The 13609-nt window shown below is 65.5% G+C and carries 10 protein-coding genes; 1 reads left to right on the top strand and 9 read right to left on the bottom strand.

All coding sequences use genetic code 11. The features are described 5' to 3' along the window. Positions 1-37: 37 nt before the first annotated feature. On the top strand, positions 38-877 hold the full coding sequence (gene mazG, locus ACVMDN_RS17280; RefSeq protein WP_456835101.1) for a nucleoside triphosphate pyrophosphohydrolase: 840 nt from the start codon (positions 38-40) through the stop codon (positions 875-877). A 169-nt stretch (positions 878-1046) separates the two neighbouring features. Here mazG and ACVMDN_RS17285 read toward each other — a convergent pair whose 3' ends face one another. From ACVMDN_RS17285 to dusB, 9 genes are all read right to left on the bottom strand, one after another. Then, positions 1047-2132, bottom strand: a complete 1086-nt coding sequence (locus tag ACVMDN_RS17285) for an IS4 family transposase (protein ID WP_456835100.1) — start codon at positions 2130-2132, stop codon at positions 1047-1049. Positions 2133-2401: 269 nt separating this feature from the next. Then, entirely contained in the window at positions 2402-3772 is a 1371-nt protein-coding gene (mgtE, locus tag ACVMDN_RS17290; protein ID WP_076828786.1) for a magnesium transporter, read from the bottom strand. A gap of 154 nt (positions 3773-3926) precedes the next feature. Continuing rightward, positions 3927-5309, bottom strand: coding sequence for a GTPase HflX (gene hflX, locus ACVMDN_RS17295; protein WP_456843647.1), 1383 nt, complete (start codon positions 5307-5309; stop codon positions 3927-3929). 11 nt (positions 5310-5320) lie between these two features. Then, positions 5321-5569 (bottom strand): RNA chaperone Hfq, encoded by a 249-nt coding sequence (hfq, locus tag ACVMDN_RS17300; RefSeq protein WP_006020546.1) that lies wholly within the window; start codon positions 5567-5569, stop codon positions 5321-5323. Positions 5570-5943: 374 nt separating this feature from the next. Beyond that, a complete protein-coding gene (ntrX, locus tag ACVMDN_RS17305; RefSeq protein ID WP_028331957.1) occupies positions 5944-7314 on the bottom strand; it encodes a nitrogen assimilation response regulator NtrX in 1371 nt (456 codons plus the stop codon). 17 nt (positions 7315-7331) lie between these two features. Beyond that, positions 7332-9815: a sensor histidine kinase NtrY-like gene (locus ACVMDN_RS17310; protein ID WP_229191860.1), complete on the bottom strand. Its 2484-nt coding sequence runs from the start codon at positions 9813-9815 to the stop codon at positions 7332-7334. Positions 9816-10003: 188 nt separating this feature from the next. After that, positions 10004-11446 carry a nitrogen regulation protein NR(I) gene (ntrC, locus tag ACVMDN_RS17315; RefSeq protein ID WP_050419700.1) on the bottom strand — a complete coding sequence of 481 codons (1443 nt, stop codon included), beginning with the start codon at positions 11444-11446 and terminating at the stop codon, positions 10004-10006. Positions 11447-11455: 9 nt separating this feature from the next. After that, complete coding sequence (locus ACVMDN_RS17320) at positions 11456-12631, bottom strand: two-component system sensor histidine kinase NtrB (RefSeq protein WP_026192783.1); 1176 nt, start codon at positions 12629-12631, stop codon at positions 11456-11458. After that, on the bottom strand, positions 12628-13581 hold the full coding sequence (gene dusB, locus ACVMDN_RS17325; RefSeq protein ID WP_233475472.1) for a tRNA dihydrouridine synthase DusB: 954 nt from the start codon (positions 13579-13581) through the stop codon (positions 12628-12630). Before dusB ends, ACVMDN_RS17320 begins: the two co-directional genes overlap by 4 nt. Positions 13582-13609: the final 28 nt, after the last annotated feature.

Below are 13609 nucleotides of genomic sequence, written 5' to 3' on the forward strand. Positions count from 1 at the left end.
TGGCATAAAGCCAATACCTCTTTGATGCCGGTGCCCCATGACCCCATCCCGCGACATTTCCCGCCTGATCGAGATCATGGCTGCGCTGCGCACGCCGGTGACCGGCTGCCCATGGGACCTCGTGCAGAATTTCGAGACCATCGCGCCCTACACGATCGAGGAGGCCTATGAGGTTGCGGATGCGATCACGCGCGGCGATCTCGACGATTTGCGCGAGGAGCTCGGCGACCTGCTGTTGCAGGTGGTCTATCACGCCAGGATGGCCGAGGAGCAGAACGCGTTCGCGTTCGGCGATGTGGTCGAGGCGATCACCAGGAAGATGATCCGCCGTCATCCGCACGTCTTCGCCGACAAGGACGGCAATATCCAGCCGGCCGGCGTCAAGAGCGCCTGGGAACGGATCAAGGCCGAGGAGAAGGCCGAGCGCGCCGCGCGGCGGCCGCCCGAAGAGACTGCGCACAAATCGCTGCTGGCTAGCGTGAAGGCGGGCCTGCCTGCCCTGACGCGCGCGATGGAGCTGCAGCGCAAGGCGTCCACCGTCGGCTTCGACTGGAACGACCCGCGCGCGGTGCTCGCCAAGATCCGCGAGGAGGCCGACGAGATCGAGGCCGCGCTCGACCGCAACGACAAGGCGGAGATCGCGGAGGAAACCGGCGACCTGATGTTCGCGCTGGTCAACCTCGCCCGCCACGTCGACGCCGATCCGGAAGCGGCGCTGCGTGCGACCAACGCCAAGTTCGAGCGGCGCTTTGCCTATATCGAGAAGGCGCTGGCGGCGCAGGGGCGTTCGCTGGAGGGGGCATCGCTGGAGGAGATGGACGCGTTGTGGAATGAAGCCAAAACCGCCGTCGTCCCGGCGAACGCCCATAGGCGCTAAGATAGTTTGATCATAGTCTGATAGTGGCGCTTATGTCTGGGTGGCTCGCGTAGATGTCGCCGGAGAGCGTGACTGGCTCTGCAGAGTAGAGCGATTGCGGGCTGTGGAATGATCGCTTGCCGTAGCGAAGCGACGAGCTGGCGCAGCAGACGCCACGTCACTGGGTGGGTCAGGCGGCGTCGGCCAAGCGGGGAGAGTCTTCGAGTTCGTCGACGAGCGGCTCGAGCAATAGAATGATCAGCAGATGAGCGAGGATATGGGGTCTGGCGGACCGCTCGTCGGTTCCGGGAGGTCCCTTCAGGCCAATCAGGCTTTTCAGCCGCTTGAAGCCGAGCTCAATGCGCCATCGCAGCCGATAGAGGGCGAGGATATCTGCAGTCGTGAAGTCCTCTGGCCTGAGTGAGGTCACCAGGATCACCCAATCTGCGGCGTCAAGTGTTTGCCTGGAGAGCTGATGACCTCCCTTTTGTGCAGTCCGGCGCGCCTTGCGTCGCGCAGCCGCAGCAGCTTGCGCCGGCTTCTTCGCGGCAACCAGACGCACTGCGAGCGGCGGCGCACCTGACTTGCGCTTTATCCAAATCGGCCGATCGATCAGGCCACGCGCCGAGGCGTTGCGCAGTTCGGCAGTGAGGTCAACAAGATTACCTTCGGCATCGAGCCAGCGCGCGCTCTTCCAGCCGGCCCGGATCACGAAGTCTGCATCGGCATCGACGAGATGCGCCATGCGCTCCGGTTGCAGATAGGCGCGATCGGCAAGACGGATCTCACCGGCAACCGCCGGTATCCGATCCAGCGTCTCGCCCGCTCGCTGATCGGTCAGTTCGAAGTGACCAAAGCGCTCCTGCGGAAGATCGAACGCGCTATGGATACGCCACACTGCGTTCTTGTTCCTGCCGCTCGTCCCAGCCTTGGGGACCGTCGTGGCGTCAACAATACGGATCAGACGACCGCGGCTCGCCTTCGGCGCCGCGTCGGCAAGCGCCTGCTCGACCAAGATTGCCAGCCAATCTCCGCACTGACGTAAGCGATACAACAGAGCCACGTTGGAGATATCGACAAGCTCAACCGACGTGGCCCATGCCGCCGTCAACCGCAGCCCTTTCTCACCAAGGCAATAAGCCAAGATCAGGCGCAGCAAGTCGACCGCATTGCTGATCTCCCGCGGACGGACAAACGCCTTCGTCTTGCGCGCGCTAATGTTCAGAGCCTCGGCTCCGCCAAGTCGGGCGACAACGCGCGCCCAATCTTTGTTCACAAGCGATTCGTGTGCCATTCCATCTTGGAATCACAAACGAATCCAAGGCGCAAATCCTATTTTAGCGCCTATGGGCGAACGCCGGGACCCATACCGCGTGATCTAACGGATAGTCGACGGTATCAATCCCACGCATCGCCAGAGATTCAGCGAGGCGAGCAAGATGCAGAACTTCCGCTGCACTCAACAACGATGGCCGGTGGTCATGGGTCCCTGCTTTCGCATTGCTTTCGCAGGGACGACACCGAGGTTGAGGGCGCAGGCTCAGCCTACAACAGCGTCCCGCGCAGGATCACCGCGGCGACGCCGAAATAGATCACGAGGCCGGTGACGTCGACCAGTGTCGCGACGAATGGCGCGGAGGCGCTGGCCGGGTCGAAGCCGATGCGTTTGAGGATGAAGGGCAGCATCGAGCCGCACAGCGATCCGAAGGTGACGATGCCGATCAGTGCGGTGCCGACGGTCGCTGCGACGAGCACCCAATGCGGGCCGTAGTCGAACAGGCCGAGCGTCTGCCAGAGCGTGATCCTGACGACGCCGATCAGGCCGAGAATGGCGCCGAGCACGATGCCTGTCGGCAATTCCCGCACGGCGACACGCCACCAGTCGCGCAGCCGCACCTCGTGCAGCGCCAGCGAGCGGATCAACAGCGAGGTTGCCTGGGAGCCGGAATTGCCGCCCGAGCTCATGATCAACGGGATGAAGAGCGTCAGGACGATCGCCTTCTCGAGCTCGCTCTGGTACGACTGCATTGCGGTCGCGGTCAGCATTTCCGACAGGAACAGCGCGCACAGCCAGCCGGCGCGCTTCTTGATCATCTCGCCGAAACCGATCCGCAAATACGGCTCGTCGATCGCTTCCATGCCGCCGAACTTCTGGGCGTCCTCGGTCGATTCCTCGACGATGGCGTCGATGACGTCGTCGACCGTGACGATGCCGAGGATATGGCCGGGGCCGTCGACGACGGCGACGGCGAGCAGGTCGTAGCGCGAGATCAGCCGCGCCGCCTCCATGCGGTCGGCCTCCGGCGAGATCATCAACGGCTTCCGCGCCGGCGCCGCGGTCAGCACATTGGCGTGCGGATCGCCCGAGATCAGGCGGCGCAGCGGCACGGCCTGGATCAGCGTCTTCTTGACCGGGTCGATCACGAAGATCGAGTAGACGGTCTCACGGGTGCGCTCGACCATCCGGATGTGATGCAGGACCTCGGCGATGGTCCAGCTCGAGGGCACGCTGACGAACTCGGTCGTCATGATGCTGCCGGCGCTGCGCTCGGGATAGGCCAACAGGCCCGAGATGACGTTGCGGGTCTCCGGATTGAGCCCGTTCAGCAGCGTGGCGCGCAGCGGCTCGACCAGCTCCTTGAAGATATCGGCGGCACGGTCGTCGGAGACGCCCGACAGCAGCGAGACCGCGGTATCCTTCGGCAGCTCGGCGAGGATCTCGCAGGTGTTGTCGAGTCCGGGCAGGTCAAGCACCTCGATCGCCTTCTCGGCCGGCAGCGATCGCAGCAGCTTCGCGGCATCCGCGGGCTCCCGGGCGTTGAGCGCATCGACGATCTCGGGAGCCCGGACATGGGCAAGGTCACCGCTCTGGCCGGCGAGCGCCTCTTTCGTGATGGTTTCGCTGGTGTCCTGCATCGATCCGCCTCGGCTTTGCGTTCTGCAGCGCAATGAACCAAGGCGGCGCGGATTTCAAACAGAAAGTGCGACGCCGCGTCGCAGGCGCATCGGCGCCCTGCAACGTCACGGCATCGTCATATTTCGGAAGATTGCAAGGCCCGTATTCGAGGGCTTACGCCTCGTAGGGGACGGCGGCGAACCGGCTCATCACGATGTCGCGCTTGGTCTCGTCGACGCGCACCGTCATGTCGAAGCGCTCGCCATGCAGCACCTTGTTCAGGACCTCGGCATTGCGGTGCAGCCAGCTGATGCCGGCGCCATCGGAGGCGTCGATCGAAAGATTGAGCGTCGAGCGCTTGGCCGCGAGGCGATCCTCGATCGCGGCGAGCAGCGCATCGATCCCCTCGCCTGTTGCGGCCGAAACCAGGAAGCATGGCCGCTCCGGCGGACGGCGCGCGGCGATATTGCGCAAATTGTCCCGCTCCTCGGGATCGAAGCGGTCGATCTTGTTCCAGACCTCGATGATGCGCTGGCCACCGTCGGCATCGGGATCGATGCCGAGCTGGCGCAACACCGCCTCGACGTCGCGCTCCTGCGCCTCCGCGTCCTCATGGGAGATGTCGCGGACATGCAGGATGATGTCGGCTTCCAGCACCTCTTCCAGCGTGGCGCGGAACGCGGCCACCAGCTGGGTCGGCAAATTGGAGATGAAGCCGACCGTGTCCGACAGCATCGCCTTGCCGCCATGCGGCAGGTTGAGCGCGCGCAGGGTCGGGTCGAGCGTCGCAAACAGCATGTCCGCGGCCTGCACGTCGGCGCGGGTCAGGCGGTTGAACAGCGTCGATTTGCCGGCATTGGTGTAGCCGACCAGCGCCACCACGCGATACGGCACGCGCTGGCGGCCGGCCCGATGCAGCCGCCGCGTCGCCTGCACCTTCTTCAACTCGCCTTCGAGCTTGGTGATGCGCTCGCTGATCAGGCGGCGGTCGGCCTCGATCTGGGTTTCGCCGGGGCCGCCCATGAAGCCGAAGCCGCCACGCTGGCGCTCGAGATGGGTCCAGGACCGCACCAGACGGCTGCGCTGATAGTTGAGATGGGCGAGCTCGACCTGCAGCGCGCCTTCCTTGGTCTTGGCGCGGCGGCCGAAGATTTCCAGGATCAAGCCGGTGCGGTCGAGCACCTTGGTGCTCCAGGCCTTCTCGAGATTGCGCTGCTGGATCGGCGACAGCGCGCAATCCGTCACCACGAGCTCGACCTGGTTGCTGGCGACGAGGCCGTTGATCTCCTCGACCTTGCCCTTGCCGAGGTAGGTTGCGGGCCGGATCTGGCTGATCGGCGCGATCACGGAGTCCACCACCGTGAGGTCGATCGCACCAGCGAGGCCGGCGGCTTCCTCGATCCGCGCTTCATAGTCGCGGACAGACGAATTTGTTTGCGCATCGCCGTCGCCACGGCGCGTGCGCAGGTACGGGCCGATGACGATCACCCGCCCGGTGCTGCCGTCCCCCGCCGACCGTGCGCGGTCGGCGCCCCCTTCACGATTGAAGGGTTCCAATCAGTTCACTCTCAAGCCGGTGCGTCCTCACCACCTTCGAACAACTGAATCGGAGCTCCGGGCATGATGGTCGAGATCGCGTGCTTGTAGACCAGCTGCGAGTGACCATCGCGCCGCAGCAGCAAGCAGAAATTGTCGAACCATGTGACAATGCCCTGCAGCTTTACTCCGTTGACCAGAAATATCGTCAGTGGCGTCTTGGTTTTACGAACGTGATTAAGGAAGGTGTCTTGTAGATTTTGTGCGCGGTCTGCCGCCATTGTTTTTGTCCCGCAAGCTTGTGCTTCTTTTTATTGAACCGGTTGTTGCTCTCTGACGGAGCCTCCTCCGGCTGCCCACCTGCCACGAGATCCCCCTCCGGCAGGCATAGCGGTAGGATTAGAGGCTACGCGCGGTTTTTAGGCAAGCCAGTTCGCGGTGCAGTCGGTAGGAACACGGTGGCAATTCTAAGAAAGTGCGGGGAAAGAGACGAATATTCTCGTGGAGCGTGGATAAATCCCCGGTTGTACCGGCCCCGCCCTCGCCCCGCCGATCGATCCAAACCGCCCCGAGAGCCGCCTGTCGGCTCCCCGGCGGGTGACCGCCGGGGCTTCGCTTCGAGCCGCCAGCGGACTGCCGGCCTGCCGCGCCGGGGTCAGCCGACCCCGAGCGCCTTCAGCTTGCGATGCAGCGCTGAGCGCTCCATGCCGACGAACTCCGCGGTGCGCGAGATATTGCCGGAGAAGCGGCTGATCTGGGCGATCAGATAGTCGCGCTCGAACACCTCGCGCGCCTCGCGCAACGGCAGGCCCATGATGTGCTCGCCATTGTTGGAGGTCGGCATCGCCGGCACCATCGAGCCGACGTCCTGCGGCAGCATGTCGGCGGTGATGATCGCCTCCGGACCGCCGCCGGCCAGGATCATCACGCGCTCGACATTGTTGCGGAGCTGGCGGACGTTGCCCGGCCAGACGTGCGACTGCAGGACCGCCATAGCGTCCTGCCCGATCTGCCGCTTCGGCAGGCCGGTGGCGGCCGAGATCTGGTCCATGAAATAGTCGATCAGCTCGGGGATGTCCTCGCGTCGCTCCGACAGCGGCGGCACCCGGATCGGCACCACCGAGAGGCGATGATAGAGGTCCTCGCGGAAGCGGCCTGCGGCGATCTCCTCCTCGAGATTGCGCGCGGTCGAGGAGATGATGCGGACGTCGACATGGACTTTGCCGGTGCCGCCCTGGCGCTGGAAGGTCTGATCGACCAGCACGCGCAGAATCTTGTTCTGGGTCTCGCGCGGCATGTCCGCGATCTCGTCGATGAACAGCGTGCCGCCATGCGCCTCCTCGAGCGCGCCGGCCTTGCGCTGCTGCTCGCCGTTCGATCCCTCGATGCCGAACAGCTCGATCTCCATGCGCTCCGGCGTGATCGCGGCCGCATTGATCACCACGAACGGCCCCTCGGCGCGCCCGGAGGCATGGTGCAGCGTGCGCGCGGCAAGCTCCTTGCCGGCGCCGGAGGGACCGACGATCAGGATGCGGCTGTTGGCCTTGGCGGCGCGGTCGATGGTCTGGCGCAGCTGGTTCATGCAGGCCGAGCGGCCGGTCAGGACGCTCGCCGCCGGAGCCAGCTGCTTGAGCTCCTTCACCTCGCGCTTGAGCCGCGAGGTTTCCAGCGCCCGGGTCGCGACCAGGATCAGCCGGTCCGACTTGAACGGCTTCTCGATGAAGTCGTAGGCACCGCGCTTGATCGCGGCGACCGCGGTCTCGATGTTGCCGTGGCCCGAGATCATCACGACGGGCAGATCGGCATTGTCCTTCTTGATCTGCTCGAGCAGCTGCAGGCCGTCGAGCTTGGAGCCCTGCAGCCAGATGTCGAGGAAGACCAGATTGGGCCGGCGATTGGCGATCTCGGCGAGCGCCGAGTCGCTGTCGCGCGCGGTGCGCGTGGAAAAGCCCTCATCGTCCAGAATACCCGCAACGAGGTCGCGAATGTCAGCTTCGTCGTCGACAATCAGAATGTCACTTGCCATGGGTTACACCTGCCTTGTCAGTCGCTCGTCGCGGCTTTGAATTTTGGCTTTTGCGCATTTGGCTCTTGATTGTTTGGCCCCTGATCAGCGGGATCTCGGATAGGTTCTTGGATTGGTTCTTGGGTCGGTTCTTGGATTTTTGGTTCATTGTTGGTCGCTTGTGCCGGGCCGTTGGTCGGCTCCTCCGGCGGATTTTTTTCACTTTCCGGTTCGGCCTTGTCCGGTTTGACGTCCGGTTTTTGGTCCTTGCTTTCGGGCTTGTTCTCCGGCTTGGCCGCGTGTCCCGTGACGGCAAAGCGCAGCCGCATCCAGGCACCGCGCTGGCCGTCGCGGAAATCGGAGGCATCCTTGAGCTCGATGCGGCCGCCATGGTCCTCCAGAACGCGGCCGACGATCGCCAGGCCGAGGCCGGTGCCCTTCGCCCGGGTCGTGACATAGGGCTCGAGCAGGCGCGCGCGGGCGACCTTGGGCAGGCCGATGCCGTTGTCGACCACGTCGATCAGGATGTCGTCGTTCTCGCGCTGCGCCACGACGTCGATGCGGCCCTTGCCGAGTTCCTCGCGCGGCACCTGCTCGATCGCCTCGGTGGCGTTCTTGATGATGTTGGTCAGCGCCTGCGAGATCAGCCGGCGGTCGAACTGCGCGGGCAGCGGCGACTGCTTGATGTCGGCCTCGATGTCGAGATCGGGATGCGCGACCTTCATCAGGAACACCGCCTGGCGCACCACGTCGGCGACGTCCTCCCCTTCCATCACCGGCTTCGGCATCCGCGCAAAGCGCGAGAACTCGTCGACCATCCGCCTGATGTCGTCGACCTGGCGCACGATGGTATCGGTGCACTGCTCGAAGATCGACTTGTCCTTCTCCTCGGTGATGGTCTTGCCGAACTTGCGGCGGATGCGCTCGGCGGAGAGCTGGATCGGGGTCAGCGGGTTCTTGATCTCGTGGGCGATGCGGCGGGCGACGTCGCCCCAGGCCGAGGTGCGCTGCGCCGACACCAGCTCGGTGATGTCGTCGAGTGTGATGATGTAGCTGTCGCGCGACTGGCTGGTCTGCTCGGCCGAGACGCGGACCGACAGATTGCGCTCATGGCCGTCGCGCAGGATCGTGACCTGCCCCTGCACCAGGCGCTGCGTTCCCTCGCGCGCGGTTTTCATCATCTCGTCGAGCTCGGGCAGCACGTCCGAGAGCGGATGGCCGAGCGTCTCCGATTCGGCGTGCCCGATCAGCTTCTCCGCCGAGCGGTTGAGGACGCCGATGGTGCCTGAGGCGTCGACCCCGATGATGCCGGCAGAGGCCGACGACAGCACCGCTTCGATGAAACGGCGGCGGCTGTCGATGGTCTCGCTGGCGTCGACCAGCTCGTTGCGCTGGGTGCGCAGCTCCTGGGTCATCTTGTTGAAGATTTCGCCGAGCAGCGCGAGGTCGCTTTCCGACTTGTTGACCGGCACCTGGACATTGAGATTGCCGGTCGAGACCTCGCTCGCCGCACCCATCAGCTGGCGGATCGGCGACACCAGCCCGTTGGCGAAGTTCAGCCCGATCAGCACCGAGGCCATCAGGATGGTCAGCGCGATCACCGCGAACATCAGCGCGAACGCGACCTGGATGCCGAGCCTGCGGGTCTCGAGCTGGGCATATTCGGCCGCGCTGGTCTGGGTCTGCTTGAGCTGGGCAACCACCGCCGGATCGAGCAGCCGCGCCACATACAGGAACATGTCGTCATAGGCCCGCAGGCGGACCACGGAGGCGACGTAGTTTTCCGGAAAGACCGAGATCTTCGGCTCGGTCTCGTTGATGTCCTTCAGGATGTCGGGCGGCGGCGCCTCGTAGTTCAGGCGAACGCCGGTCTCGGCGCTGGCGACGATCTTGCCGTCCTTGTCCATCAGCACCGCGACCGGAAGATTGCGCGACTCGGCGCCGGCCGTCATCAGCTGCAGGAACGTCATGCGATCCTGGTCGTAGAGCGGCCGGGCATGGGCGAGGTCATTGGCCATCGCCAGCGTGTCGCCGTTGATGAGCTGGGCGTGCTCCTGCATGTAGGCACTGGCGATGGTCAGCGAATTCTGGATCACCTGCTTGGTGGGACCCGAGAACAGCCGGTCGAGGCCGCGCTCGATGGTGACGTTGGCGACGATCGACACCAGCACGGCGGGCAGCACCGCGATCACCGAGAACAGGCCGACAATCTGCACATGCAGCCGCGCCGCGGCCCGGCCGCGCCGCCTCGCCTGCACCATCTGCCAGACTTCCCGGACGATGATGCCGACCAGCAGCAGGATGGTGCCGGCATTGATCATCAGGAAGGAGCGGACCACCTCGGACGTGGGCTCGATCGGGGTCAGCCCGGTCAGCACCACGAAGGTCAGGAAGGCGGACAGCAGCGCGATGGCCACGGCAAACGGCGCCAGCCAGCGCCGCAGCGGGAAGCCCCGCGCCTCTGCATTGGGCTCGGCCGACGGGGCGCGTAATGTTGAAGCGGTGGTCTCTGCGCTGGTCATACCGGCAATTGAGCTGAGAGCGATCGCCCGCGGGAATTGCGAACTGATGCAATCATATCACAATGTTGCCGAATTGCGACATTTCCGCGGCGCAAACCCCTGGTGCGGCGCCGTGTCCCCAAAACCATTTGTGACTACTCAATACGGTAGCGAGCTTGAAGCGAGGCTTGCGCCCCGCCCTGGCAGCCCTAGCCGCCGCTCCGGTAGACTTGGATGTCGAGGTCGCGGATCTTCTTGCGTAGCGTATTGCGGTTCAACCCGAGCAGGTCGGCGGCCCGGATCTGGTTGCCGCGGGTCGCCGCCAGCGCGGCGGTCAGCAGCGGGATCTCGATCTCCTTGAGGATACGGTGGTAGAGGCCCGGCGGCGGCACGCCGTTCGGGAAGCCGGAGAAGTGCGAGGACAGATAGGCCTCGACCGCGCCGCCGAGATTGTCGACGCCGACGGTCGCCGTGCTGCCCGAGGTGACCGCGGGCGGCGCCAGCTCGCCGTCGATGACGGAAGACGTGATGACGTCCTGCGGATAGAGGGCGGCGAGCCGCCGCGCGAGGTTTTCCAGCTCGCGGACGTTGCCCGGCCAGCGGTGCTGCTTGAGCCGCTCGAGTGCCTGGGCGTCGAGCTTCTTCGGCGGCAGGCCGTCCTTCTCGGCGAGCGAGAAGAAGTGTCTGATCAGGTCGGGCAGATCCTCGATGCGCTCGCGCAGCGGCGGCAGCCGCAGCGGCACCACGTTGAGGCGGAAGAACAGGTCCTCGCGGAACAGGCCCTGCTGGATCAGGATGCGCAGGTCCTTGTTGGAGGCGGCGACGATGCGGACGTCGGTCTTGATCGGGGTACGGCCGCCGACCGTGGTGTACTCGCCCTGCTGCAGCACGCGGAGCAGCCGGGTCTGCGCCTCCATCGGCATGTCGCCGATCTCGTCGAGGAACAGCGTGCCGCCCTCGGCCTGCTCGAAGCGGCCGGAGGCGCGGGTGTTGGCGCCGGTGAAGGCGCCGCGCTCATGGCCGAACAGCTCCGATTCGATCAGGTCGCGCGGGATCGCCGCCATGTTGACCGCGACGAACGGGCCGTTGCGGCGCCGTCCGTAGTCGTGCAGCGCGCGCGCGACCAGCTCCTTGCCGGTGCCCGATTCGCCCGAGATCATCACGGTGAGGTCGGTCTGCATCAGCCGCGCCAGCACGCGGTAGATTTCCTGCATCGCCGGCGAACGGCCGACCAGCGGGATCGAGTCGAACTCGCCGTCATCGGCGGGACTGGAGACCCGCTCCTTCGGCTCGGCCAGCGCGCGGCCGACGATGGTGATCAGCTCCTTCAGGTCGAATGGCTTCGGCAGATATTCGTAGGCGCCGCGCTCGGAGGCGCGGATCGCGGTCATGAAGGTGTTCTGCGCGCTCATCACGATGACAGGCAAATTCGGCCGCATCTTCTTGATCCGCGGCAAGAGATCGAATGCGTTCTCGTCGGGCATCACCACGTCGGTGATGACGAGATCGCCCTCGCCCTGGCTGACCCAGCGCCACAGCGTGGCGGCGTTGCCGGTGAGGCGAACCTCATAGCCGGCGCGCGACAGCGCCTGGTTCAGGACGGTCCGGATGGCGGTGTCGTCGTCAGCGACAAGTATGCTACCTGCAGGCATTGGTGTTCCTCATCGTGCATCCTGAGAGGCAGGCGAGGACGTACCCGGAACGTCATCGCGGTTGCTTTGGTCGAGTTGCTTGGCGGCGCTGTACATCGGCATCAGCACGCGGAAAGTGGTTTTGCGCGGCTGCGACTCGCATTCGATGATGCCGCCGTGATCGCCGACGATCTTGGCGACCAGCGCGAGGCCGAGCCCGCTGCCGGTCTGCTTGGTGGTGACGAAGGGATCGAACAGGTTCGGCAGCAGGTCTTCCGGCACGCCAGAGCCGTTGTCCTTGACGCAGAATTCCAGCGGCAGCGAGACCCGCGATTTCTTGCCGGGCACCGACAGCCGCACGCCTGGCCGGAACGCAGTGGTGAGCTGGATCTCAGCATCGGTGCCGAGATCGGCCACCGCTTCGGCCGCGTTCTTCACGAGGTTGAGGAACACCTGGATCAGCTGGTCCTGGTTGGCCAGCACCGGCGGCAACGACGGATCGTAGTCCTCGATGAAGCGGACATTGCGGGCAAAGCCGGACTGCGCCAGGCGCTTCACATGATCGAGCACGGAATGGATGTTGACCGGACCGCGCGCCACCGGGCGGTCGTCGCCGAACACCTCCATGCGGTCGACCAGCGTCACGATGCGGTCCGCCTCGTCGCAGATCAGTCGTGTCAGCAGCCGGTCCTCGGAGGACGCCTGCTGCTCCAAAAGCTGCGCCGCGCCGCGGATGCCCGACAGCGGGTTCTTGATCTCGTGGGCGAGCATCGCCGCCAGCGCGATCACCGAGCGCGCCGCGCTGCGGTGGGTGAGCTGCCGATCCATCTTGTCGGCGATGGTGCGCTCCTGCAGCATCACCACGATATGCCCGGGCCGCTCGGTCAGCGGCGCGACGTGCAGATCGACCTGGCGATCGCCGCCGATCCGCGGCGTGCCGAGATCGACCTTGTATTCGTTGACCGGCGAGCCGCTCGTCCGCACCTGCTCGATCAGCGCCAGCAGCGGGCTGCCGAACGGCACCAGTTCCTTCAGCGATTGCCGGCGCAGGAACTGGGTCGATATCTCGAAGAATGATTCGGCTGCGATATTGGCGTCGACGATCCGCCCGTCGGGTGCGACCAGCAGCACCGGATTGGGCAGCGCATTGAGGATGGCCTCCCCGTCAGTCGGCACCGGCCGGCGGAATTCCATGGCTGACGTCATGCGGCAGCACTCCAGGCAAAATCGTCGTAGGCGTCGGCGAGCGAGCGATGCACGCTGGACGGCTCTTCCGCGGTCAGGATCGCCTGCCGCCAGGTCTTCAAGGTCGCGGCCGGCGCGCAGCTATAGGCCGCAGCAGCCTCCAGCGCCCAGCCCAGATGCTTGCGTGCATGCTTGAGCCCGATGCGCAGGCCATAGTGGCTGCAAACCTCGTCATAGAGCGCGCGAACGTGCTTGAGCTGCTCGGCGAGCGACGGCGCGGCCTCGGCGATCCCGGTCTCGAGGCGACGGCCGATCTGTCCCGGCAGCCAGGGCTGCCCCTGCGCGCCGCGGCCGATCATGACGGCGTCGGCGCCCGACATCTCGAGCGCACTGACAGCCTTGTCGAACGAGGTGATATCGCCGTTGACCACGACCGGGACGGTGACGGCGTCCTTGACCGCGCGCACCGCGTTCCAGTTCGCCTCGCCCTTGTAGAACTGGCAGCGGGTCCGGCCATGCACGGTGATCATCTGCACGCCGGCGGCCTCGGCGCGGCGCGCCAGTTCCGGTGCATTGAGCGAGCGATCATCCCAGCCGAGCCGCATCTTCAGCGTGACCGGCACCCTGACCGCCGACAGCGTCGCCTCGATCAGCGTGACCGCGTGGTCGAGGTCGCGCATCAGGGCCGAGCCGGACTGGCCCCCGGTCACGTGGCGGGCCGGACAGCCCATGTTGATGTCGATGACGTCGGCGCCGGCGCCTTCGGCGATCCGTGCGCCCTCCGCCATCCAGTGGGTCTCGCAGCCCGCCAGCTGGACCACATGCGGCCCGACCCCGGCTGCCTCGCAACGCAGCTTCGACATCGGCTTGCCGTTCACCAGATCGTTGCTGGCGGTCATCTCGGAGACCACCAGGCCGGCGCCCAAAGTGGCAGCGAGTCGCCGGAAGGGCGCATCGGTGATGCCGGACATGGGCGCGAGGAGAACCCGGTTGGCGACA

Source organism: Bradyrhizobium sp. USDA 4510 (assembly GCF_054059095.1).

Excerpts from the sequence above, each read along its gene's own strand:
- mazG (WP_456835101.1), top strand. The coding sequence starts at position 38 with ATGACCCCATCCCGCGACATTTCCCGCCTGATCGAGATCATGGCTGCG.
- ACVMDN_RS17310 (WP_229191860.1), bottom strand. The coding sequence starts at position 9,815 with ATGACCAGCGCAGAGACCACCGCTTCAACATTACGCGCCCCGTCGGCC.
- dusB (WP_233475472.1), bottom strand. The coding sequence starts at position 13,581 with ATGTCCGGCATCACCGATGCGCCCTTCCGGCGACTCGCTGCCACTTTG.
- ACVMDN_RS17320 (WP_026192783.1), bottom strand. The coding sequence starts at position 12,631 with ATGACGTCAGCCATGGAATTCCGCCGGCCGGTGCCGACTGACGGGGAG.
- ntrX (WP_028331957.1), bottom strand. The coding sequence starts at position 7,314 with ATGGCAAGTGACATTCTGATTGTCGACGACGAAGCTGACATTCGCGAC.
- ntrC (WP_050419700.1), bottom strand. The coding sequence starts at position 11,446 with ATGCCTGCAGGTAGCATACTTGTCGCTGACGACGACACCGCCATCCGG.
- mgtE (WP_076828786.1), bottom strand. The coding sequence starts at position 3,772 with ATGCAGGACACCAGCGAAACCATCACGAAAGAGGCGCTCGCCGGCCAG.
- hfq (WP_006020546.1), bottom strand. The coding sequence starts at position 5,569 with ATGGCGGCAGACCGCGCACAAAATCTACAAGACACCTTCCTTAATCAC.